This is a genomic window from Streptomyces sp. NPDC016469 (genome assembly GCF_040632905.1).
Lineage (GTDB): Bacteria > Actinomycetota > Actinomycetes > Streptomycetales > Streptomycetaceae > Streptomyces.
Genome location: NZ_JBEYCQ010000012.1, coordinates 1 through 21,842 on the forward strand (window position 1 = coordinate 1; position 21,842 = coordinate 21,842).

The 21,842-nt window shown below is 71.9% G+C and carries 20 protein-coding genes; 11 read left to right on the plus strand and 9 right to left on the minus strand.

Features of this window, described 5'->3' with window-relative positions:
- Positions 1-70: 70 nt before the first annotated feature.
- Both ABZ565_RS15605 and ABZ565_RS15610 read right to left on the minus strand, forming a co-directional pair.
- Positions 71-1,864, minus strand: a complete 1,794-nt coding sequence (locus ABZ565_RS15605) for an ABC transporter ATP-binding protein (protein ID WP_361025918.1) — start codon at positions 1,862-1,864, stop codon at positions 71-73.
- Positions 1,865-1,947: 83 nt separating this feature from the next.
- The gene (locus tag ABZ565_RS15610) at positions 1,948-3,177 is read right to left on the minus strand and encodes a benzoate/H(+) symporter BenE family transporter (RefSeq protein WP_361025921.1); all 1,230 of its coding nucleotides are present in this window, start codon (positions 3,175-3,177) and stop codon (positions 1,948-1,950) included.
- A gap of 115 nt (positions 3,178-3,292) precedes the next feature.
- Here ABZ565_RS15610 and ABZ565_RS15615 point away from each other — a divergent pair, with 115 nt between their 5' ends.
- Entirely contained in the window at positions 3,293-3,832 is a 540-nt protein-coding gene (locus ABZ565_RS15615; RefSeq protein ID WP_361026464.1) for a helix-turn-helix transcriptional regulator, read from the plus strand.
- Here the strand turns inward: ABZ565_RS15615 and ABZ565_RS15620 are convergent.
- The 3 genes from ABZ565_RS15620 to ABZ565_RS15630 form a co-directional block, all read right to left on the minus strand.
- Positions 3,810-4,400, minus strand: a complete 591-nt coding sequence (locus ABZ565_RS15620) for a peptidoglycan recognition family protein (RefSeq protein ID WP_361025923.1) — start codon at positions 4,398-4,400, stop codon at positions 3,810-3,812. The two genes, ABZ565_RS15615 and ABZ565_RS15620, sit on opposite strands and share 23 nt — an antisense overlap.
- Before the next feature lie 151 nt (positions 4,401-4,551).
- On the minus strand, positions 4,552-5,889 hold the full coding sequence (locus tag ABZ565_RS15625) for an SWF or SNF family helicase (RefSeq protein WP_361025926.1): 1,338 nt from the start codon (positions 5,887-5,889) through the stop codon (positions 4,552-4,554).
- Positions 5,886-8,774 (minus strand): DEAD/DEAH box helicase, encoded by a 2,889-nt coding sequence (locus ABZ565_RS15630; RefSeq protein WP_361025929.1) that lies wholly within the window; start codon positions 8,772-8,774, stop codon positions 5,886-5,888. The genes ABZ565_RS15625 and ABZ565_RS15630 overlap by 4 nt, the downstream gene beginning before the upstream one ends.
- 253 nt (positions 8,775-9,027) lie before the next feature.
- Here ABZ565_RS15630 and ABZ565_RS15635 point away from each other — a divergent pair, with 253 nt between their 5' ends.
- The 3 genes from ABZ565_RS15635 (at position 9,028) to ABZ565_RS15645 (ending at position 10,928) form a co-directional block, all read left to right on the plus strand.
- Complete coding sequence (locus ABZ565_RS15635; RefSeq protein WP_361025932.1) at positions 9,028-10,071, plus strand: acyl-CoA desaturase; 1,044 nt, start codon at positions 9,028-9,030, stop codon at positions 10,069-10,071.
- Between the two features lie 103 nt (positions 10,072-10,174).
- Positions 10,175-10,357, plus strand: a complete 183-nt coding sequence (locus ABZ565_RS15640; RefSeq protein ID WP_164399881.1) for a hypothetical protein — start codon at positions 10,175-10,177, stop codon at positions 10,355-10,357.
- A gap of 28 nt (positions 10,358-10,385) precedes the next feature.
- The gene (locus ABZ565_RS15645; protein ID WP_361025936.1) at positions 10,386-10,928 is read left to right on the plus strand and encodes an MOSC domain-containing protein; all 543 of its coding nucleotides are present in this window, start codon (positions 10,386-10,388) and stop codon (positions 10,926-10,928) included.
- Positions 10,929-10,976: 48 nt separating this feature from the next.
- On the opposite strand, the gene ABZ565_RS15650 is transcribed toward ABZ565_RS15645, so the two are convergent.
- Together ABZ565_RS15650 and ABZ565_RS15655 are read right to left on the minus strand one after the other, a co-directional pair.
- Positions 10,977-11,912, minus strand: coding sequence for a hypothetical protein (locus ABZ565_RS15650; RefSeq protein WP_361025939.1), 936 nt, complete (start codon positions 11,910-11,912; stop codon positions 10,977-10,979).
- 117 nt (positions 11,913-12,029) lie between these two features.
- Positions 12,030-12,338 carry a hypothetical protein gene (locus ABZ565_RS15655; protein WP_361025942.1) on the minus strand — a complete coding sequence of 103 codons (309 nt, stop codon included), beginning with the start codon at positions 12,336-12,338 and terminating at the stop codon, positions 12,030-12,032.
- 117 nt (positions 12,339-12,455) lie between these two features.
- Here ABZ565_RS15655 and ABZ565_RS15660 point away from each other — a divergent pair, with 117 nt between their 5' ends.
- Entirely contained in the window at positions 12,456-13,358 is a 903-nt protein-coding gene (locus tag ABZ565_RS15660) for an oxygenase MpaB family protein (RefSeq protein WP_361025945.1), read from the plus strand.
- A 52-nt stretch (positions 13,359-13,410) separates the two neighbouring features.
- Here the strand turns inward: ABZ565_RS15660 and ABZ565_RS15665 are convergent, their stop codons facing one another.
- The gene (locus tag ABZ565_RS15665; protein ID WP_361025948.1) at positions 13,411-13,920 is read right to left on the minus strand and encodes a MarR family winged helix-turn-helix transcriptional regulator; all 510 of its coding nucleotides are present in this window, start codon (positions 13,918-13,920) and stop codon (positions 13,411-13,413) included.
- 91 nt (positions 13,921-14,011) lie between these two features.
- Here ABZ565_RS15665 and ABZ565_RS15670 point away from each other — a divergent pair, with 91 nt between their 5' ends.
- On the plus strand, positions 14,012-16,123 hold the full coding sequence (locus tag ABZ565_RS15670; RefSeq protein ID WP_361025951.1) for an MMPL family transporter: 2,112 nt from the start codon (positions 14,012-14,014) through the stop codon (positions 16,121-16,123).
- Positions 16,124-16,188: 65 nt separating this feature from the next.
- On the opposite strand, the gene ABZ565_RS15675 is transcribed toward ABZ565_RS15670, so the two are convergent.
- Complete coding sequence (locus ABZ565_RS15675) at positions 16,189-16,764, minus strand: TerD family protein (protein ID WP_073967026.1); 576 nt, start codon at positions 16,762-16,764, stop codon at positions 16,189-16,191.
- A gap of 450 nt (positions 16,765-17,214) precedes the next feature.
- On the opposite strand from ABZ565_RS15675, the gene ABZ565_RS15680 reads away from it, so the two are divergent.
- From ABZ565_RS15680 to ABZ565_RS15700, 5 genes are all read left to right on the plus strand, one after another.
- A complete protein-coding gene (locus tag ABZ565_RS15680; protein WP_361025955.1) occupies positions 17,215-18,615 on the plus strand; it encodes an LCP family protein in 1,401 nt (466 codons plus the stop codon).
- A gap of 118 nt (positions 18,616-18,733) precedes the next feature.
- On the plus strand, positions 18,734-19,147 hold the full coding sequence (locus ABZ565_RS15685) for a roadblock/LC7 domain-containing protein (protein WP_361025958.1): 414 nt from the start codon (positions 18,734-18,736) through the stop codon (positions 19,145-19,147).
- Positions 19,148-19,328: 181 nt separating this feature from the next.
- On the plus strand, positions 19,329-20,414 hold the full coding sequence (locus ABZ565_RS15690; RefSeq protein ID WP_361026467.1) for a DUF6397 family protein: 1,086 nt from the start codon (positions 19,329-19,331) through the stop codon (positions 20,412-20,414).
- A 40-nt stretch (positions 20,415-20,454) separates the two neighbouring features.
- On the plus strand, positions 20,455-20,943 hold the full coding sequence (locus tag ABZ565_RS15695; RefSeq protein ID WP_361025961.1) for a GNAT family N-acetyltransferase: 489 nt from the start codon (positions 20,455-20,457) through the stop codon (positions 20,941-20,943).
- A 188-nt stretch (positions 20,944-21,131) separates the two neighbouring features.
- Entirely contained in the window at positions 21,132-21,758 is a 627-nt protein-coding gene (locus ABZ565_RS15700) for an LAETG motif-containing sortase-dependent surface protein (protein WP_361025964.1), read from the plus strand.
- Positions 21,759-21,842 lie beyond the last annotated feature (84 nt).

The window sequence follows — 21,842 nt, forward strand, 5'->3', positions numbered from 1 at the left end:
GGGCCCGCCCGGGTCCCCGCCGGGTCCCTTTTGGGGGGGGGGCCCGGGACCCCGGCCCCCCCCGACGCCGTCACGGGAACGCCGGCTGGAGGCCCGCGTACACGCCGTGGCGGCCCAGCAGCTCCTCGTGCGTGCCGGCCTCCGCGATCCGGCCGCCCTCCATGACCACGATGCGGTCGGCGCCCTGGATGGTGGAGAGGCGGTGGGCGACGACGAAGACGGTCCTGCCGTGCACGAGGCGGGACAGCGCCTCCTGGACCAGCGCCTCGGAGCGGTTGTCCAGTGCCGAGGTGGCCTCGTCGAGCACTAGGACCCTCGGATCGCGGATCAGCGCCCGGGCGATCGCGAGCCGCTGCTTCTGGCCGCCCGAGAGCCGGGCGCCGCGCTCACCGACCACCGTGTCCAGGCCCTGGGGCAGGCGGCGGACGAACTCCATGGCGTTGGCGTCCTCCAGGGCGCTCAGCAGCGTCGCCTCGTCGGTGTGCCCGAGCCCGTACGTGACGTTGTCGCGGATGCTGCCCTCGAAGAGGATCGACTCCTGCGGCACGACCGAGAGGAACCGCCGGTAGCTGCGCAGGTCGAGCCCGGCCATGTCGGTGCCGTCCAGCAGGATGCGCCCCGCAGTGGGCCGGATGAACCCGATGAGCAGGTTGAGGACCGTCGACTTGCCCGCCCCCGAGGCGCCGACCAGGGCGATCGTCTCGCCGGGCCGCGCGGAGAGTGTGAACCCGTCGACGGCGGGCCGTTCTTCCTCGTACGCGAAGGAGACGTCCTCGAAGTCGATGCGTCCGGTGACCTGCTCCACCTGCGCCTTGCCCGCGTTGTGCTCCAGGTCGGGGGCCTGAAGGACCTCGCCCGCAGAACGGACCGACTCCAGGCCCTTGGTGAGGATGGGGGCGAGCCCGAGCAGCGTGGTCACCGAGCCGGTCAGGACGGTGAAGAAGGCGCTCAGCATGACGACGTCACCGGCGGTGACGTCCAGCCAGCCGTGGTACGCCACCAGCGCGGACCCGGTCAGGCACAGCACGCCCAGTGTGTTGAGCAGGACCCAGGCCAGCGAGCCGAAGCGGCCGTTGAGCATGTCCAGGCGCAGACCGGCGGCGAACACCTGTCGCAGGGAGCCGTCCACGCGTCCCAGTGCGGTCCGCTCCAGGCCGTGGGCGCGCGTGATGGGGATGAGGGTGGTCATCTCGCCGACCCGGGACGACAGCTGTTCCACCTCGCGCCGGAAGGACTCGTTGTGGCTGCGCAGCCTGCCCCTCAGCTTCATCACGAGGAACCCGGCGGCGGGGACGACCACCAGGAAGACGGGCAGGAACGAGGGGACCCGGATGCCGATGACGACGAGCCCGCCGACCAGCGTCACGACGGCCCCGAGCCCCATGTCGGCGCTCTGCTGCACCATCTGCTCGACCGCTTCGACGTCACGGACCACTTTGGCCTGGAGCACGCTGGAGCTGACCCGTGCGTGGTAGCCGACGGACAGCTGCTGCATCCGGCGGCAGAGCGCGGAGCGCAGGGTGATGCCCATGCGGCGGATGCTGCCGCCGAGGCACCGCACGTACCACTGATGGAGCGGGTAGTTGAGGACGAGGATGAACAGCAGGAGGCCGGTGGCCTTCCAGAGCTCGGATTCCGGGCCGTGCTGGACCACCACGTCCAGCACGGTGGCGGTGATCAGGGGCAGCAGCCATATGGGGCTGTGCTTCACGGTGAAGAGGACGACGGCGAGCGCCAGCCGCCGCCGGTCCGGGTGGAAGAGGAGTGCGAGGGTGCGGACCGGGTGTTCGCCGCGGTAGCGGTGGTCCAGGTGGTCGAAGGGTGCCAGGGATTCGGCGGAGGGTTGGGATACCGCTTTCTGCATGGCACCATCCCAACCCGCGACCGATGCCCGGGGCAACTGTGTTCCACGTACGGGACAGGGCGGCTCGGGCGGTAGGGGAGCGGTCAGCGCACGGGAAGTTCGCTCGGCCGCTGCTCCGGTGCCGGTTCGGCGCGGCGGGGGCGCCCCACGGTGGCGATCGCGCTGGTGACGAGACCGGCGAGCAGGCCCCAGAAGGCCGAGCCGATTCCCAGCAGCGTCACGCCCGACGCGGTGGCGAGGAAGGTGACGACGGCCGCCTCGCGCGACGCTTTGTCGGCGAGTGCGGTGGCCAGTGAGGACTCGATCGTCGCGAGAAGCCCGATCCCGGCGATCGCCATGACGAGTTCGTGCGGCATGGCGGTCAGCAGTGAGGCGACGGTCGCGCCGAGGAGCCCCACGCACAGGTAGAAGAACCCGGCCCACACCGCCGCCAGATAGCGCTTGTCGCGGTCCGGGTGCGCCTCGTCGCCCGTGCAGATCGCGGCCGTGATGGCGGCGAGGTTGATCCCGAACGCCCCGAAGGGCGCCAGCACGGCGTTGGCCGCCCCGGTCCATGTCATCAGCGGGGACACCGGCACGTCGTAACCGGAACCGCGGAGTACGGCGACCCCGGGGAGGTTCTGCGAGGCCATGGTGACGACGAACAGCGGAGCGCCGACGCTGACGAGCACCTTCCAGTCGAACTCGGGCGCGGTGAAGACCGGTGTGGCCAGGGACAGCTGGACCTCGCCGGTCCGCCAGCCCCCGGTGAACAAGGTGGCCACCACCCCCGCGGCCAGCGCCAGCAGCACCGCGTAACGCGGCAGCAGTCGGCGGCCCAGCAGGTAGATCACGAACATCGGGAACGCGACCGCGAAGCTCTGGTGCATGGTGCTGAACAGACCCGTGCCGAACCTCAGCAGCACACCCGCGAGCAGTGCGGCGGCCAGCGGCACGGGGATGCGGTTCATGACCCGGGCGAACCAGCCCGTGACACCGCTCACCACGATGAGCAGCGCCGAGAAGATGAACGCGCCGACGGCCTGGGCCATGGTCACCCCGCTCAAACCCGTCGTCAGCAGGGCCGCGCCGGGCGTGGACCAGGCGGTCACGACCGGTGCCCGGTGGCGCAGCGACAGGCCGGCACAGGTGCAGGCCAGTCCGACGCCGAGCGCCAGCATCCAGGAGGAGATCTCGCGCGCGTCCGCCCCCGCCGCCTTCGCGGCGGTGAAGACCAGCGCGGCGGAGCTGGTGACCCCGACCATGACGGCGATCAGCCCGGCCGCCACGGCGGAAGGAGGTGCGGCCGAACGTATGCGGGTCAACGCGGGCATGAGTGAGCCACTTCCGGGAAGCTGCCGGGCGTTCCGTATACGGAACGTTCTGTTTGTGGAACACTAGAGACGCGGGCCGGTGCCCGTCAACCAAAGAGGCGAGCGGGCGGACGCGATGGGGCTGAACGAGGACGTGGGGCGCAGGCTGCGGGCCCTGCGGCACGGCATGGACGTGTCGCTGTCGGAGCTCTCGCGGCGCTCAGGCGTGGGCAAGGGCACGCTCTCGGAGCTGGAGAGCGGCCGGCGCAACCCCACCCTGGAGACCCTGTACGCGCTCACCACTGCCCTCGGCCGCCCCCTCAGCGCGGTGCTGAGCGACCCGTCGCCCGACGGGGCGGGCGTCTCCGGCAGCGCGGTCACCGCCGTGCTGATCGAGCGGTACGAGGACGGGGAAGCGGTCACCGATGTGTTCCGGGTGACCATCCGCGCGGGCGCGGTCCAGGAGTCGGAGGCCCATGTGCCGGGTACGTCCGAGAGCCTGATGGTGCTCGCCGGTACCGCCGTCGTCGGACGGCCTGCTGACCTCAGCACCGTCGGGCCCGGCGCGTCGGCCCGGTGGCGGGCCGACGCGCCCCACGTCTACAGCGCGCCCGACGGCGATGTGCAGGGGATCCTCTTCGTACGCTGCCCGGTCAGCCCGTGCCGAGGAGATTGACCAGGCGGATGTAGCGGACCCAGTCCCAGTTCGGGCCCGGGTCGGTGTGGTCGGTGCCCGGCACCTCGACATGGCCGAGGATGTGGGCCCGGTCCTTGGGAATCCGGTAGCGGTCGCAGATATTGGCCGTGAGCAGCGCCGACTGTTCGTACATGGAGTTGGTGAAGTACGCGGGCTGGTCCACCCAGCCCTCGTGCTCGATGCCGATGCTGCGGGTGTTGTAGTCCCAGTTCCCCGCGTGCCAGGCGACGTCCTTCTCCCGCACCATCTGGTTGACGTACCCGTCGCCCGAGCGCACCACATAGTGCGCGGAGACCTGCTTCGCCGGGTTCTGGAAGATGGACACCGTCTCGGAGAACGTCTCCTGGGTGACATGGATGATGACGTACTGCACGGGATACGCCGAAGGGCGCGAAGAGGTCGTGTAGTTGGACCCCGAAGCGGGAACCCAGTGCGCCGCCGGGTAATCCGTGGCGCCCGTCGTCGCGGCGGTGGCGCGGACGGAGGCGGGGAGCAGCGCTCCCGCCGCCGCCACCGCGGCGCCCTGAAGGATTCTTCTGCGTTCCATGTCAACTCCTGTGGGGGTGAGACGGACAGGGGTACGGCAGGCGCGGCGCCGAGTGCGGGCCCCACCGTATGGGGAGCCGCGCATGACGCGGAAGACGTCAGGAGCCCCAAATCCCTTCCAGGAAAGGGGCGTTCAGGTGGCCGACCCGTTGTCAGACACCTTGCGCCTCCGCCCAGGCGGCCGCCGGATCGTCGTCGGACGGACCCGCCGGGAACCACTGACCGTTCTCCTTCCGGTACGGATACCAGCGCCCGTCCGGTCCGTAGCGGAGCTGGAGGCCGCCGTCCGCCGACGTCCAGCGGTTGCGCTCGGCCCGCAGCCGGGGCGCCTCGTCCTCCTCCCATGCCTCGGACAGCCGGGTCCTGGCCCGGGCCAGCGCCTCGCCGTCCAGGGGCCGGTCCTCGTCGAGCACGGCGAGCGCGGTCGCCCCACCGTACCGCCAGGCCGCGACCGCGGCGGGGAGCCCGGCCCGCGTCTTCCCCGCGCCGCTCGCCAGCCGGTGGACGATCCACTGCTCCGGACGGGCGTCGGCGGCCAGCCTGACGGCGTCCTGGCGCACCGTCGGCCCCCCGGGCACCGGGCGCCCTTCATGACCGGGCGTCAGTGCGTCGGCGAGCATCCGGTGCGCCCGGGTGGCCGCGTCCCGCGCCAGCATCTCCAGCGCCGTCGGATCCACCCCCGCCTCGGGGTCCGTCTCCGTGTCGAGCGAGGGGGCGGGGCCCGGCTCTCCGGGAAGTTCCGGCGGAGCCGGCAGCGCGGGCAGGATGGAGCCGGCGGCGTACGCCTGTTCCGCGGGTACGCCGCTCACACCCGGGTCCGGCGCCGGCTCCTCGGCCCCGGTCGTGACGTCCGGCGCCCCGGCCGCCGCCGCGATCCGCTCCTGGAGCCCGTCCAGCAGCATCCGTTCGCCGCGCCCCCGCATCAGCAGCAGCACGAACGGGTCCTGGTCCAGGAGCCGCGCGACCTGGTAGCAGAGGGCGGCGGTGTGCGGGCAGTGGTCCCACGCCTCACAGGTGCACCGCGGTTCCAGGTCACCGATCCCCGGGAGCAGGTCCATGCCGGCCGCCGCGGCGTCCTCGACCAGGTGCGGCGGCATCTCCCGGTCGAGCAGCGCCGCGATGTGTTCCGTCCGCTCGGCCGCCATGCCCAGGAAACGGTCCCACTCCTGCTCGTCCAGCTCCTGGAGCAGCACATCGCTGCGGTAGGTGCTCCCGTCCCGCTCACGCACCACCGACGTGATCCGGCCGGGTCTCACGGACACGGCGCCGACCCCGCCCTCCCGGGCCACGCGCCGACCCGCCTTGAGCTGCCGGAGCTCCAGAGCGCTGTCCTCCAGCGCCTTGAGCCAGGCCTTTCCCCACCAGGAGGCGGCGAAACCGCGGCCGGGCGCCGGCGGCAGAGCGGCGAACGTCCGTTCCTGCGCTGCCGCCCCGTCCTCCCGGTCGTCGCCGCCGTCGGCGAACTCCTCGGTCTCGTATCCGTCCCTCATCGCGTCCCCCCTCGAAGCTCCACCAGGTCGGCCAGTTCCGCGTCGCTGAGCTCGGTGAGGGCGCTCTCTCCGGACCCCAGCACCGCATCGGCCAGCCCCTGCTTGCGGGCGAGCATGTCCGCGATCCGGTCCTCGATCGTCCCCTCGGCGATCAGCCGGTGGACCTGCACCGGCTGCGTCTGCCCGATCCGGTACGCGCGGTCGGTGGCCTGCGCCTCGACCGCCGGATTCCACCAGCGGTCGAAGTGCACCACATGACCGGCCCTGGTCAGGTTGAGCCCGGTGCCCGCGGCCTTCAGGGACAACAGGAACACCGGTGCCCCGCCCGCCTGGAACCGGTTCACCATCTCCTCCCGCGCGGCGACCGGTGTTCCGCCGTGCAGGAACTGCGTGCCGATGCCGCGCGCCGCCAGATGCCGTTCGAGGAGCCGGGCCATACCGACGTACTGCGTGAACACCAGCACCCCGGCGCCCTCCGCCACCATGGTGTCCAGGAGTTCGTCGAGCAGTTCCAGCTTCCCCGAGCGGCCGGCGATGCGCGGTTCGTCCTCCTTGAGGTACTGCGCCGGGTGGTTGCAGATCTGCTTGAGCGAGGTCAGCAGCTTCACCACGAGACCGCGCCGGGCCATGCCGTCGGCCTCCGCGATCGCCGCCAGCGTCTCCCGTACCACCGCCTCGTACAGCCCCGCCTGTTCGGGCGTCAGCGACACCGCCCGGTCCGTCTCCGTCTTCGGCGGCAGCTCCGGTGCGATGCCGGGGTCCGACTTGCGCCGGCGCAGCAGGAACGGCCGCACCAGTGCGCCCAGCCGCTCGGCCGCCGCCGGGTCCCCGCCCTCCACCGCCCGCGCGTACCGGGTGCGGAACGTGCCGAGCCGCCCCAGCAGCCCCGGTGTCGTCCAGTCGAGGATCGCCCACAGCTCGGAGAGGTTGTTCTCCACCGGGGTGCCCGTCAGTGCCACCCGCGCCCCGGCGCCGATGGTGCGCAGCGCGCGGGCCGTCGCCGAGTACGGGTTCTTCACGTGCTGCGCCTCGTCCGCGACGACGATGCCCCACCGCGCCGCGGCGAGCTTCGGCGCGTCCAGCCGCATCGTCCCGTACGTGGTGAGCACGAACCCGTCGTCCGCCAGGTCGTCGAGGGCGCGGGACGCGCCGTGGAAGCGGCGGACCGGGGTGCCGGGGGCGAACTTCTCGATCTCGCGCTGCCAGTTGCCCATCAACGAGGTCGGGCAGACCACGAGTGTGGGCCCGGCACCTCCTTCCAGGGTCTGGCGGTGCAGGTGCAGCGCGATCAGGGTGATGGTCTTGCCGAGCCCCATGTCGTCGGCGAGGCAGCCGCCGAGCCCGAGCGAGGTCATGGTGTGCAGCCAGTTCAGACCCCGGAGCTGATAATCCCGCAGGGTCGCGGTGAGCGCGGCCGGCTGACCGATCGCCGGCTCCCCGCCCCCGTCCGGCCGCGCCGGGTCGGCCACGCGCTCGCGCAGCCGCTCCAGCCAGCCGGTGGCCCGGACCTCGACCCGCCGGCCGTCCACCTCGGCGGAACCGGTGAGCGCCGCGCCCAGCGCGTCGATCGGGGAGACCTTCCGGTCCCGCGTCTCCCGGGCCCGCCGCGCCTCGTCCGGGTCGATGAGCACCCACTGGTCGCGCAGCCGCACCAGCGGCCGGCCCGCCTCGGCGAGCCGGTCCAGCTCCTCGCGGCTGAGCTGCTGGTCACCGAGCGCGAACCACCAGTTGAAGGTGAGCAGGGCATCGGACGACAGCAGCGGCGCGGCGTCCGACGCCGTCCGCGCGAGCCCTCGGGGCGCGCCGCCGTCCGCCTCGTCGCCGTCCGGGCCGATCACCGCGCCCGCCGTGAGCTTGCGGGCGGTCAGCTCCCTTGGCCAGTGGACTTGGACGCCCGTCGCGGCGAGCGCCCGCGCGGCGGGTCCGAGGAGTTCGGTGATCTCCTCGTCGGCCGGCTCCACCGCATCGGGCACGGCCGCCGACAGCAGCGGGGTGAGCGTCGGCCAGGCGCGGGCGGCCCGGCGCAGCATCAGCAGGGTGTCCATCCGGGCGCGTGGCCCGAACGCCTCCGCGGCCGGACCACCGCCTGCCCACACCTCGGCGGCGTCGGCGACCACGGCCGGGTCGCTGACGCTGTGGATCTGCGGCACCACGCGGAACGAAGGCCCGGAACCTGGTCCGTCGCCCCGGTCGAGGCCCGTCACCTCCACGCGCAGCGACAGCCGGACCCCGGCATCGTGCCCGGCCGCGACATCGGCGGCCCAGGCCCGGTGGCCGGGCAGCCGCTGCGGCTCCCACGCCGTGAACGCCGGCCCGCCCGCGGCGAGCGGTGCGGCGGGCGTCCGGGGCAGCGAGTCCGCGACCGCGTCGAGGAACGCCCGTACCAGGCGCTCCGGTTCGGGCAGGAGCAGCGGCCGGGCCGCCGCGTCGACGGGCACGGCGTGGGCGGTGGGCGGCATGGAGGCGGCCAGGGTGCGGACGCGCATCAGGTCGTCGGGAGTCAGCGGTCCGGACCGCCAGCTGTCGTGGTCCGTCGCGGTCAGCCCCGGAAGGAGCAGGCCCCGTGCGGCGAACTGCAGGGCGAGCAGCCCCGCCGCACCCCAGAACGCCACGGCCGCGGAGGCGTGCGCCGCCGCCCGCGCACGCGTGAGCACGGGCAGCCCGTCGGCGACGGACACGAGGCGCGCCGGCACCTCGTACGGCAGGGCGTCGGGGCCCGAGACCGTCAGCGTGCCGGGCTCGCCGGGACCGTCGGGCGGGTTGCTGCCGTCGGGGTGCCAGAAGGCGAGGCGGCCGGTGCGGAAGGGGTCCGAGGGCAGGAAGACCGCGGAACACCCGGCGAGTTCGGAGATTTCGGAGAGGGAAGCGGAGGAGGGGCTGTGCACAGCGATGTCAGATTCCTCAAATTTGACTAGCCGACCGAGGTCGCCGAGGGTACTCCAACTTCCGCTTCCTGGGGTCGCCCCTCCGTGTGAGGTGCGCCACGCGGTGGTGCGGGCGCGGCCGGCCGGTGCAGTCGGCCCCCCACCCCGGACGGGTGCTGGCACCACCATGCCTCGGGTGGTGGCGCCATGGCTCCCAGCACCCCGTGAACCGTACGTTTCCTGAGGTAGGAGCGGATTCGAGACCGGAGAAACCATGCCCCAGGCCACCCTTGCCGCAGCGGAACGAACGCGTGACGGCGCCCGAAGCCCAGGAAGCGACTTCGCACCGCTGCTGCGGGACGCCAAGGCGCAAGGACTCCTCGAACGGCGCACCGGCTGGTACGCCGCCGGTATCACCGTCAACCTGCTCGCCCTGGCGGCCGTGGTCACCGGCATCGTCCTCCTGGGCAACACCTGGTGGGTGCTGACGCTCGCCCTGCCCCTGGCCCTCCTCTGGGCCCGTACCGCATTCGTGGGACACGACGCGGGGCACGCCCAGATAACCGGCAACCGCAAGGTCAGCCGTGTGATCGGCCTCTTCCACGGCAACCTGCTCCTCGGCATGAACGAGGCGTGGTGGAACGACAAGCACGTACGCCACCACGCCAATCCCAACCACATCGACAAGGACCCCGACGTCGGTGTGGGCGCCCTCGTGTGGACCCAGAAGCAGGCCGCGCAGCGCGAGGGCTTCGCCCGCTGGCTCACCCGCAACCAGGCCCGCCTGTTCTTTCCGATGCTGCTCCTCGAAGGCATCGCGCTCAAGGTCTCCGGGTTCCAGTACCTGAAGCGGCAGCCCCTGCGCGAACGCGCCCTGTCCGGACTCCTGCTCACCGCACACCTCGGCCTCTACGCCACCCTGCTCCTCACCGTCATGTCCCCGGGGAAGGCGGTCGTCTTCGCGCTCGTGCACCACGCGCTGTTCGGACTCCACCTCGGCATGGCCTTCGCCCCCAACCACAAGGGCATGGAGATGCCCGACCCCGACGGGGACCGCTGGGACCACCTGCGGCGCCAGGTCCTCACCTCGCGCAACGTACGCGGAGCGGCCCTCACCGACTGGTTCCTCGGCGGCCTCAACTACCAGATCGAGCACCACCTCTTCCCGAGCATGCCCCGGCCGCACCTGCGGCTGGTCCAGCCCCTGGTCAAGGCCCACTGCGAGGCCGTCGGCCTGCCGTACACGGAGACCGGACTCGTCGAGTCCTACCGGCAGGCGCTCACCCATATGCACGAGGTCGGTGCGCCGCTGCGGTGACCGGGCGCTCCGCCCACGAGGGAACGGGAATCAGGAACCGATGAGGGCGCGCGGACGTTCTCGTCATCAGAGGCGGCCACGGGTCGCGAAGGAGGTACGGACGATGTCCAACAGCGCCAAGATCGCCATCGGGGGAGTCGTCGTAGCGGTCGTCCTGATGCCGTTCATCGGGTTCTGGCTGTCCCTGCTCGTGCTCGTCGGCGTCCCCACGCTCGCGTATCTCGCCCTGGACCCCGGCCAGCGCCGACGGCTCCGTAGGATCACACGCAAGGAGATCGGCCGTTGAGGGCCGGCCGCTGAGAGGGGTATCCGCCGTGAGTGGCACCGTGACCGCCGTCAGCAGGAACGAGACCTACAGCTTCACCAAGCCCAACCGCGACAGCGTCACCCTGATTGCCGGGCTCGGCGTGGAGGGCGATGTGCACGCGGGGGTCACGGTCAAGCACCGCTCCCGGGTGGCCCAGGACCCGACGCAGCCGAATCTGCGCCAGGTCCACCTCATCCACGAGGAGCTGTTCGACGAGGTCCGCGCGCTGGGCTTCGAGGTGGCGCCGGGCGACATCGGGGAGAACATAACGACCCGGGGGATCGATCTGCTGGCCCTGCCCGTCGGCACCCTGCTCCACCTCGGCGACGAGGCGGTCGTCGAGGTGACCGGGCTGCGCAATCCGTGCATGCAGATCGACAACTTCCAGGGCGGCCTCCTCAAGCAGGTCGTCGGCCGCGACGAGGCGGGCAACATCGTCCGCAAGGCCGGGATCATGGGCGTCGTCACGGTCGGCGGCGTGGTCAGGCCCGGAGACCCGGTCAAGTTCGAGCTCCCTGCCGAGCCGCACCGGCCGCTCGACCGCGTCTGATCCCGCCCGGCTCCGTCCGGTCCCGTCGGCGGTCGTCCCCGCCGGCGGTCAGGACGGGCGTACGGCGATGGCGTCCAGCGCCGTGAGGAGACCGGGCAGTTCGGGCCCGCGCCTGACCGGCAGGATCTCGCCGGGGACCTCGTCCAGGAGCAGGAAGGCGATGTCGTCGGTCCTCGCCACCATCGACCAGCCGGAGCCGTCGGCCCGGATCATCCGGGCCTCCCCGGGCGCGAACGAGGACCGGACACGGCCCGGCGGCGGAGGATCGTCCAGGTAGCCGCGCGCCTCGGCCAGCGCCCGCCGGATCCCGGGATGACCGCCGGAAGCCGGTGGTCGCGGTACGTCGTCCGGGGCGGGGCCGGCCTCCGTCGCGTCGGCGCCGGGAACCGCGGTCCCGGCCTGCGAGCCTTCACCGGCGGCCTCCGCGTCGTTTCCCTGGGCGGCGGCCCCGGCCTCCCCGCTCACCGGGGCGGAGTCCGTCGCGTCGTCCAGCTGCCCGCGCCAGGCGGCCCACTGCGAGGCGATGGCGTCCGCACCCAGGCGGCGCTGGGCCGGCCCCCACACATCGGTGTCGGGAGGCGACAGGGGGGCCGGGTCCTCCCCGTCCGCCTCCGGATCGGGTTCCGGGTCGTGCGGGGCCGGCACCCCCGGCGCGGCGACGGCGACGGCCAGCGGCCAGCCGGGGAGCGCGCAGACCACCGAGCCGTCGTCCGGCGACAGGTCGTACTCCATGCCGCAGTCCCACGACGCGATCGCCACCGCCACCAGGGAGACGTCGTCCACGACGACGGTCCACCGGGCGCCGTCGGAGTCCTGGCCCAGCACCAGCCCGTACCCCTCGGCGTACGGCTCAAGGCCCAGCGCCGCGCACGCCGCCGGATAGTCGTCGCCGAGCACGCCGGGGAACTGCGCGGGCGTCAGCAGGACCGCGGTCAGCACATACAGCGCGTCGTCGTCGGCGACCGTGTCGTCCGTCCCGGTCACTGCGCTCTCCTCATCCGTCATGGTTTCCGTCGGCGCACCCTAACCAGTGGGTAACCCCGCCGTCGAGGGCCTGACAAGGACGGATGTCCCATGGGAGCCTCCGCCTGCCCTTCCGGATCAGGTGTCGGACAGGCCCATCAGCTCCCGCGCCACCACCTGCGGCGATTCGTTCCGTTCACGGGCCAGCGCGATCACCGCCCGGCAGGCCAGCTCGCTGACGCCGAAGGAGAGCTGCTCCGGCGACACCCACCCGCTCGCCTCGTCCATCCGCCCCTCGTCGTCCTCGGCCGACGCCGCGACGAACACGGCCGCCGCTTCGAAGAGGTTGTGCTGCCTGCGCCCGGCCGTCGCGGGGGCCGTCGCCGGGCGGCCGGCCCTGCGGCCCGTGGTCACGGCTCTGCGCAGGACGCCGAATATCGCGGTCATGGGGACCCCGCCTTCCGTCGATGCGTCAACACGTCAACGCGCGTGCGTCGCGCGTACTCACCGTCTTGCCCCCGGACGTAGGCTGGGACACTCGACCTGGACAAGGGGGGCGGTGCGGTGAAGCGTTACGACCGGCTGAAGGAGATCCAACGCCTCGATCCCGAGCGGGACTTCCTGGAGATCTACCGGATCACCGTCACCTACGAGTTCCCCTGGGACATCACCCGAGCCCTCGAACTCGCCCTCTACCGGACCTATGCCGTCCCCAGCATCGGCCGTCTCCTCGCGGGCACAGCCGAACTGACGGACCGTTCGCAGAAGCGGTACGACGACACCGCGCTGCTCCTCGACACCGTCGTCGAGCACGGCTTCGACAGCGATCCGGGGCGCACCGCCCTCCGCCGGATCAACCGGATGCACGCCGCCTACGACATCAGCAACGACGACATGCGTTACGTGCTGTGCACCTTCGTCGTCACCCCGAAGCGGTGGCTCGACTCCTACGGCTGGCGCCGGCTCTGCGACCACGAGCTGCGCGCGTTCGCCGCGTACTACAGGACGCTGGGCGCCCGTATGGGGATCAAGGACCTGCCGCAGACGTACGAGGATTTCGAGCGCACCCTCGACACCTACGAGGACGCGCACTTCGGCTGGGACGAGGGCGCGCGCTCGGTCTCCGACGCCACGCTGGACCTGATGGCCTCCTGGTACCCCCGCCCGCTCGCGCCGCTCGTACGCGGCGCCAGTCTCGCGCTCCTGGACGACTCGCTGCTGCGTGCCTTCCGCTACGAGCGCCCGGCGCCCGTGGCCCGGAGCCTCACCCGGGGCGCGCTGCGGCTGCGCGCACGCGCCGTACGCCTGCTGCCGCCGCGCACCACGCCGCACTACGCGCGGCAGAACCCTGAGATCAAGGGCTACCCGGGCGGATACGAGGTGGCGGCCCTGGGAACGTTCCCCACCCCCGGGGTGCGCGGCTGCCCGGTCCGTGATCTCGCGCCGCCCGAGGCCGTCGCCGAGTGACCGGGGGCACCGGCCCTAGGGCTCTGTCCGGCGAAGTTCCGCCGGACAGGGCCTAGGCGCGCGGTTCGGTGCGACGCAGCTGGGCCAGCTCCTCGTTCATCGCCTCCAGGAAGCGGATCACGACACGCAGCTCTTCGTCGGCGAACTGCCTGCGCGCCGCTTCCGTGCCCTCCGCCAGCGGCTTGAAGAAGTCCCGGGCCACATGTTTCGCGGCGGCCGCGTAGTGAAGATGCACCACGCGCCGGTCGCTGCTGTCCCGTACCCGCCGGATGTGTCCCGCGCGTTCCAGCCGGTCCAGACACGCGGTCACCGCTCCCGAGGTGAGATCCAGCTGCTCACGCAGCCGCCCCGGTGTCATGGCGCGGCCGCCCTCCCCCCGGTCCGCGTCGAGGATGGCGACGAGCGCCTGCATATCCGTCGGGTGCAGGCCCTGGGCCTGAGCGAATTCATGTGCGATGCGGTTGAACTCGCTGTTCATACGGCGCAGCAGCACAGCGAACGACTGGAGGCCTGTAGGCCCGTCGTCCGTGCCTCTGTCCGGGCTCTCGTCTGCTGTGCGCATGCCTCTACAGTAATATCTCTTGATCATTGAGATAATGAATGGCCGAGAGACTTCGGGTCATGTGTGTCATGTGTCGATCCCTGAGGAAGCAATGAAGCCCCCACCGAGGCACCGCGTCATCCGCTGGCTCGTGCCTGTAGCGCTGCTTGTCGTCTGGCTCGGGATCGGAGGGGCACTCGGTCCGTACGCCGGAAAGCTCGGCGAGGTGGCGACCAACGACCGGGCGGCGTTCCTGCCGCGCAGCGCGGAGCCGACCCGGGTCGCGGACGAGCAGAAGGCGTTCCAGCGATCCGGGACCGTGCCCGCGATCGTCGTCTGGACCGGCGAAGACGGGGGACTCACGGGCAGCGCCCGCGCGTCCGCGACCCGTGCGCTGGCCTCCCTGTCCGGGAAGCCCGGCGTGGTCGGCACACCGTCACCCGCACTGCCGTCCGAGGACGGCGAGGCCCTGTCGGGCGTCGTACAGCTCCGCTCCGACCTCGGCGACGAGCTCCCGGCCACCCTGGACGAGGTGCGCGACGCCGCCGGTTCGGTGGCGGGCACGAGCGCCGAGATCGCGGGACCCGCGGCCACCCAGGCCGACCTCAAGGACGCGTTCGCCGGCATCGACGGACTCCTGCTCGGGGTGGCGCTCGCCGCCGTCCTCGTGATCCTGCTGCTGGTCTACCGCAGTGTGCTGCTGCCCTTCCTGATCATCATCAGCGCCGTCTTCGCCCTCGCGCTGGCCTGCGCCGTCGTCTACGTCCTCGCGGACCACGACGTCGTCCTCGTGGACGGCCAGGTCCAGGGCATCCTGTCCATCCTGGTGATCGGTGCGGCCACCGACTACGCGCTCCTGCTGACCGCGCGTTTCCGGGAGGAGCTGGCGCTCCACGGCGACCGGACCACAGCCGCCCTGGCCGCGCTCCGCCGCTCCTTCGGCGCCATCGTCGCGAGCGCCGCCACGGTCGCGCTCGGCCTGCTCGCGCTGCTGCTCAGCGACCTGACGAACAACCGCGCCCTGGGGCCCGTCGGCGCGATCGGCATCGTCTGCGCGGTGCTGAGCACGATGACCTTCCTGCCCGCCGTGCTGGTCCTGTGCGGGCGGGCGGCGTACTGGCCGGCCAAGCCGCGCCCCGCGGACGAAGCGGCCGGCGGGCACGGGATCTGGCGCCGCGTCGCCGCGCGCGTCGACGGGGCCCCGCGCAAGGTGTGGCTCTCCTGCGCGGTCCTCCTGGTCGCCTGCGCCGCGTTCGCACCCACCCTGAAGTCCCACGGCGTTCCGCTGGACGAGATCTTCGTGAACGACGCTCCCTCCGTCTCCGCCCAGGCCACGCTGAGCAAGCACTTCCCGGGCGGCTCCGGAAACCCGGCCGTCGTCATCGCCGACGCCGACCGGGCCGACGAGGTCACCGAGGCCGCCGAGGCGACGCCCGGCGTGGCCTCCGCCGCGCCCGTCACCGCCTCGGGCCGGCCCGGCGGGGGCAAGCCGCTCGTGGTCGACGGCCGGGTCCGCGTCGATGTCACCCTGAAGGACGCGGCGGACAGCGAAGCGGCAACGGAGACCGTCAAGCGGCTGCGTACCGCCGTCCACGCCGTCCCCGGGGCGGACGCGCTCGTCGGCGGCTACACGGCACAGCAGTACGACACCCAGCGCACCGCCGAGCGTGACCGGAACATCATCGTTCCGGTGGTGCTCGTCATCATCCTGCTGATCCTGATGGGCCTGCTGCGGTCGGTCCTGGTGCCGGTGCTGCTGGTGGCCACCGTCGGTCTCAACTTCCTGGCGACCCTGGGGGTCTCGGCCCTCGTCTTCGAGCATGCCTTCGGCTTCAGCGGTACGGACGCCTCGGTGCCCCTGTACGGGTTCGTGTTCCTGGTGGCCCTCGGCGTCGACTACAACATCTTCCTGATGTCACGGGTCCGCGAGGAGGCGCTGGAGCACGGGGCGCGTCAGGGCATGCTCAGGGGCCTGGTGAGCACCGGCGGCGTCATCACATCGGCGGGCGTGGTGCTGGCGGCAACCTTCGCCGCGCTGATCGTGATCCCGCTCGCGTTCCTCGCGCAGATCGCCTTCATCGTGGCGTTCGGCGTCCTGCTGGACACGCTGGTGGTGCGGTCGCTGCTGGCGCCCGCGTTGGTCGTGGACATCGGGCCCGGGGCGTGGTGGCCGAGCGCCATCAGCCGTACCGCGCGTGGCGGGGACCCGGCCCACTCCGACTGACGGCCGCCCGGACGGAGACGGCCCGGCCACCGCTGACGCGGAGCCGGGCCGGTGGGCGGTCAGCCTCAGACGTTCACGCCGAAGTCCTTCGCGATACCCGCCAGACCGGAGGCGTACCCCTGGCCGACCGCGCGGAACTTCCACTCGCCGCCGTGCCGGTACAGCTCGCCGAACACCATCGCGGTCTCCGTCGAAGCGTCCTCGCTGAGGTCGTACCGGGCGAGCTCCACACCATTGGCCTGGTTCACGACGCGGATGAACGCGTTGCGCACCTGGCCGAAACTCTGCCCCCGGCTCTGCGCGTCATGGATGGAGACCGGGAAGACTATCTTCGCGACGTCGGCGGGGACCGCCGACAGATTCACGTTGATGGACTCGTCGTCGCCGTCGCCCTCACCCGTCAGGTTGTCCCCGGTGTGCTGGACGGAGCCGTCCGGGCTGTTGAGGTTGTTGTAGAAGACGAAGTGCAGGTCGGAGACCACCTTTCCGTGATCCGCGCACAGCAGCGCACTGGCGTCGAGGTCGTAGTCGGCCCCCGTCGTCGTGCGTACGTCCCAGCCCAGGCCGACCGTCACCGCGGTCAGGCCGGGCGCCTCCTTCGACAAGGAGACGTTGCCGCCCTTGGCCAGGGTCACACCCATGAACTTCCTCCAATGATCCAGTGGTTCACCGACCGCCACCCGTACGTTCCGGCCGATCGCGGTCCGGCCGCCGCCCGGAACGGACGACGGCTGTCCCCTCTCACTCTTCAGGAAACGCGAGGATTTGCCCAGGGCGCGAGTGGCGTCCGGCCCGATTCATCGCGGAGCGGGCGGGGAAGGCGCACTCCACCCCGCTGCCTCCCGGTGTGTTCCGGTCAATGTTTCCCGTGGCGCTGTGAGGAGAGGGGATCGGACTGACGATGGTCAGGTCCGGAGGCGCACGAAGCAACCGCACAGCACGACCAGAAAACCGCACAACTGCACGACCGTACGGGCGCCGCCGTGAGGCAGCCGCCCCGCGCGGCAGCCGTACGAACGGGGTGGCCCATGGCAAGCAGGAACAGAGCGACAGGGGCAGGGAGGAGGGGGAGCCGGCTGCGGCGCACGGCGGTGTCCGCACTGTCCTTCCTCGTCTTGCTGGTCGCCGGGATCGGCTGGGGGTATCTGAAACTCACCGGCAGCATCGACACGTTCAGCGCCGACGGCGTCTCCGGCGACCGGCCGCCCGGTTCCGCCGGCGGGCAGAACGTCCTCGTCATCGGATCGGACACCCGCTCGGGCAAGAACAAGGGGCTGGGCGGAGCCACCGGTGAGGTCGGCCGCTCGGACACCGTGCTCCTGCTGCATGTCTACGCCGATCGTCGACATGCGGTGGCCGTATCCGTTCCCCGTGACGCCATGGTCGACATCCCGGCCTGCCGGAAGCCCGACGGCAGTTGGACGGCCCCGCGCCACCACAGCCAGTTCAACGGGGCGTTCTCGGTGGGCGAGACCGTCGAGGGCAACCCGGCGTGCACCCAGAACACCGTCGAGCACCTGACCGGGCTGCGCGTCGACCACACCGTCGTCATCGACTTCGCGGGGTTCTCCGCGCTGACCTCCGCCGTCGGAGGGGTGCCGGTGTGCCTGCCGAACGACGTCTACCAGCGCGACCTGAACCCCAAGCGCACGACCCGGGGCACCCTGGTCTTCGAGAAGGGCCCGCAGACGGTCTCGGGCCAACGCGCCCTCGACTACGTACGGCTGCGCCACGGCATCGGTGACGGTTCCGACATAGGGCGGATCAAGAGGCAGCAGGCATTCGTCGCCTCCCTGGTCAAGAAGATCAAGTCGCGCGGCATGAACCCCACGACCCTCCTGCCGTTGGCCGACGCCGCCACCGACGCGATGACCGTCGACCCCGGGCTCGGCTCCGCCGACAAGCTGCTCTCGTTCGCCCTCTCGATGAAGAACATCGACCTGCACAACACCAAGTTCATCACCGTTCCCTGGCGGTACGAGGGCGAGCGCGTCGCCGTCGTGGAGCCGGACGCCGACGCGCTGTGGGCAGCGCTGAAGGCCGACCGTCCCCTCGACGCCAAGGCGGGCGCCGGCGCGTCCCCGAAGGCTTCACGGTCTCCCGTCTCGGGTACGGGCATCCAGGTCGCCGTCTACAACGGCACCACGGTGCCCGGGCTCGCGGCCAGGGCGGCCGGGCTCCTGCGCTCACACGGCTTCACCGTCACCGACACCGCCACCGCGCAGGACCAGACCCGCTCCGCGACCCTCGTCGCCTACGGCCCCGGCCTGCGGGACGAGGCCCGCGCCACGGCCGGGCTCTTTCCCGGCGCACGGATCACCGAGTCCGGCGGCGCGGGGAGCGGAATCCAGGTCACCGTCGGCCAGGACTACGCGGACGGACCGACGGCCGCACCCGACACCGCGTCCGCCACGCCGGAAGTGCCGGCCGCGATCGCCGACGAGGCCCGGTCGGCGGACGACGACCCGTGCGAGAACCTCTCCTACGGCTGAGCTGCGATGGCTGCTTCCCGACCGGTCACGGGAGCGGCGTGCTTGCCCGTACGTGACCCGTGCGCAAGGCTTGCTCACGAGCGAGGCACGGGGAACGCGTGAACGGGGAGGAAACAGAATGGCGATGGACAGGGGACTCGACTGGCTCCTGGACGATCTCACCAAGCGGGTGGCGCACATACGGCACGCCCTGGTGTTGTCGAACGACGGCCTGGTGACCGGCGCGAGCACCGGGCTCGCCCGTGAGGACGCCGAGCACCTGGCGGCCGTCTCGTCGGGCCTGCACAGCCTGGCCCGTGGGTCGGGCCGGCACTTCCGTGCCGGAAAGGCCCGGCAGACCATGGTGGAGTTCGACGAGGCACTGCTCTTCGTTACGGCGGCGGGAGAAGGCAGCTGCCTGTGCGTGCTGAGTGAGGCGGAGTCGGATGTCGGTCAGGTGGCGTACGAGATGACGCTTCTGGTCAACCGCGTGGGGCAGCACCTCGGCGTGGACTCACGGCAGGACGGGAGCGGGGGAGCCGACCGGTTCTGACAGCCCGGCACACTCCGGCCGCCGCCGGGTCCGTGGAGTTATCCACAGGCTCGGCGGCGGTTGACTTTTCCGGTCTACTCTGATCGCAGAGAGTAATCGCGATGTGCGGGGGAGTGACGTCATGATGACGGCGAATCAGCTGCAGAACCGGGTGTTCGGGGCGGATGCAGGCCCCGGGGGGATGCCGGTCCCCGACACCGTGCGTGACGAAGTCGGGTGCACGTTCGGTGCGGCCGGCGCCGCTGCGGCGCTCGGCCTCAAGCGGAACGAGTTCGACCTCGCCGTGTACCTGGGGGCGGTCCGGGTAAGGAGTGCGCCGGACGGCCGGCCCAGGATCGACCGCGAGGAGATTGAACGCCTGAGGGCCCAGGGCGGATTCCCCGGCTCGCTGCGCGAACGGGTGCGCACGGTGGGCACCGCCGAGGGGGCCCGGCTGCTCGGGATCAGCCCGGTCCGGTTCACCCGGCTCGCCCGGGCCGGATGCCTCACGCCGGTCGCCTTCTACCTCAACCGCTACCGGGCGGTGGTGTGGGTCTATCTCGCCCAGGAGCTCGAAGCGCTGGCTTCCCGATCGCCGGAGCTTCTGGTGGGCAACAGTCCTCCCTGGATGCGCAGCCGGCTGGACACCGGGGCCGACTGGCGGCCGCGCAACTGGCGCTCCCGGCGGATCGAGCGCCTGCTCGCCCTCACCGACGACCCGTGGGTGCGCGCGGCGATCGTCGCCCAGGGCCTGGACCCGGTCCAGTTGGCGGAGGTGGTGGACGACCCCTACGAGAGGGCGCACTTCACCCGGGTCAGGCCGGAGGCGGTGTTCGGGCGTCGAGGATCGGTCGCCGGCCGCGAGGCGATGGCGCGGCTGATGCCCGCCGACGAACCGGATGAGATCCTCTGGCGCCGGATCAGCCTGATCACGGAGCTGGACGCCGCCCGGGAGGCGCGGCCGGCGCCACGACCGGGGGACGGGCCGGCTGACGCGGCGGACGGGGTGCTCGCTGCCCCGGCTGCCTCGGCGCGGCACCGTGTGCCCGGCGTGGCGGCCGCACCCGGCGAGCCTGCTGCGCCCAGGCCGGAGGCTTCGGGACCGGTGCTCGCCCCCGCCGGTCGCACCCGGCCGGAGGGCCCGCCGGGATTGCTGGCCCGACTGCGGGGGCGCGCGGCCCGGCGGCTGGGGCTCCGCCGGCCGCGGCACGGCGGGGCGCCGAGTGCGGTGCGGCCCGGCCGACGCCAACCGGCGGGAAGCCGGACGGGTGCGGGGCACTCCGGATAACCGCTGGTGATCGGCAGGCCGACCCGGCATCCTGTCCGCCATGCTGATCAGGGAAGCCACCCCCGAGGACTGGCCCGCCATCTGGCCGTTCTTCCATGAAATCGTCGCCGCCGGCGAGACCTTCACCTACCCCCTCGACCTCCAGGAGGCAGACGCCGCGGACTGGTGGCTCCTGAAGCCACCCCACCGGACCGTGGTCGCGGTCGCCGACGACGGGACCGTCATCGGCACGGCGAAGATGAACAAGAACCACATGGGCAACGGATCGCACATCGCCAGCGCCAGTTACATGGTCGACCCCCGGCACTCCGGGCGGGGTGTCGGACGCGCCCTGTGCGAGTACACCATCGACTGGGCGCGCACGGCCGGTTACCGGGCCATGCAGTTCAACGCGGTGGTGGAGAACAACACCGCCGCGGTGAAGCTGTACCGCTCCCTGGGCTTCGACATCCTGGGCACCCTGCCCGAGGGGTTCGACCACCCGGTCGAAGGCTACGTCGGGCTCCACATCATGCACCGCCGGCTCTGACGGTGGGACGGGGCGACGGGACCGGTCGGGCGGCCCCGGCCCGTGTCCGGCATGTCCCAACCGGCGACGGTGTGGGGGTGGTTGTGACGCGGAAACGGCTGTGGGGCGGGTGCACACAGTGGGGAAGAGGGCAGTACTGTGCGCTGCACCGCCCAGACGGGCGCGAAACATCTGCGGAGGAAATATCCATGACCATACCCAGGAGATCGTGGCGCGCAGCGGGAACCCTCGTCGCCGCCGCGGTGGTCGGCCTCTCCGGCGCGGTCCTCACCGCCGGTCCGGCCGCAGCTCACACCCCCACCTGGGCCGTGACCTGTGACGAAGTGAGCCTGCACCTCACTCAGTACAACGCCGGTGTCACCAACGAGGTGACCGTCACCGTCGACGGCAAGGACCTGCTGCCGACGGAGAAGTTCGGCAAGGACTTCGACAAGAAGCTCGCGCTGCCCGAGCACGACCAGCCGCTGACGGTGCGCCTCGTCGTCAAGGCCGGGGACGGTGACCAGTTCTCGGAGGACGAGACCAAGCAGGCGCCGGTGTGCGAAGGCACCCCGCCGTCGAAGCCGACGCCGAGCCCGACCAAGACCAAGCCGTCCGAGACGCCGACCACGGCGTCTCCCAGCCCGACCGGCACGCCGAGCGAGTCCGCTTCGCCGTCCGCGCCCGCCGCGGCGCCGAGCCCCAGCTCGCCGGACCTGGCCGAGACCGGCTCCTCGTCCTCCACGCCGATCATCGGTGGTGCGGCGGTCGCCGTGCTGCTGGCCGGCGGCGGCATCATGTGGTCGGTACGCAAGCGCCGCACCGCACAGCACTGACGTGAACCGCGCCGCCCGGACGCGCACAGCGAAGGGCGGCGTGGCCGAGGGGCGTACCGACACGCGCGACGTGGCGGTACGCCC

What these genes read in the sequence shown, in the direction of transcription:
- ABZ565_RS15605 (WP_361025918.1), bottom strand. Translation starts at nt 1,864, where the DNA reads ATGCAGAAAGCGGTATCCCAACCCTCCGCCGAATCCCTGGCACCCTTC.
- ABZ565_RS15610 (WP_361025921.1), bottom strand. Translation starts at nt 3,177, where the DNA reads ATGCCCGCGTTGACCCGCATACGTTCGGCCGCACCTCCTTCCGCCGTG.
- ABZ565_RS15615 (WP_361026464.1), top strand. Translation starts at nt 3,293, where the DNA reads ATGGGGCTGAACGAGGACGTGGGGCGCAGGCTGCGGGCCCTGCGGCAC.
- ABZ565_RS15620 (WP_361025923.1), bottom strand. Translation starts at nt 4,400, where the DNA reads ATGGAACGCAGAAGAATCCTTCAGGGCGCCGCGGTGGCGGCGGCGGGA.
- ABZ565_RS15625 (WP_361025926.1), bottom strand. Translation starts at nt 5,889, where the DNA reads ATGAGGGACGGATACGAGACCGAGGAGTTCGCCGACGGCGGCGACGAC.
- ABZ565_RS15635 (WP_361025932.1), top strand. Translation starts at nt 9,028, where the DNA reads ATGCCCCAGGCCACCCTTGCCGCAGCGGAACGAACGCGTGACGGCGCC.
- ABZ565_RS15640 (WP_164399881.1), top strand. Translation starts at nt 10,175, where the DNA reads ATGTCCAACAGCGCCAAGATCGCCATCGGGGGAGTCGTCGTAGCGGTC.
- ABZ565_RS15655 (WP_361025942.1), bottom strand. Translation starts at nt 12,338, where the DNA reads ATGACCGCGATATTCGGCGTCCTGCGCAGAGCCGTGACCACGGGCCGC.
- ABZ565_RS15665 (WP_361025948.1), bottom strand. Translation starts at nt 13,920, where the DNA reads ATGCGCACAGCAGACGAGAGCCCGGACAGAGGCACGGACGACGGGCCT.
- ABZ565_RS15670 (WP_361025951.1), top strand. Translation starts at nt 14,012, where the DNA reads ATGAAGCCCCCACCGAGGCACCGCGTCATCCGCTGGCTCGTGCCTGTA.
- ABZ565_RS15675 (WP_073967026.1), bottom strand. Translation starts at nt 16,764, where the DNA reads ATGGGTGTGACCCTGGCCAAGGGCGGCAACGTCTCCTTGTCGAAGGAG.
- ABZ565_RS15685 (WP_361025958.1), top strand. Translation starts at nt 18,734, where the DNA reads ATGGCGATGGACAGGGGACTCGACTGGCTCCTGGACGATCTCACCAAG.
- ABZ565_RS15690 (WP_361026467.1), top strand. Translation starts at nt 19,329, where the DNA reads ATGCCGGTCCCCGACACCGTGCGTGACGAAGTCGGGTGCACGTTCGGT.
- ABZ565_RS15695 (WP_361025961.1), top strand. Translation starts at nt 20,455, where the DNA reads ATGCTGATCAGGGAAGCCACCCCCGAGGACTGGCCCGCCATCTGGCCG.
- ABZ565_RS15700 (WP_361025964.1), top strand. Translation starts at nt 21,132, where the DNA reads ATGACCATACCCAGGAGATCGTGGCGCGCAGCGGGAACCCTCGTCGCC.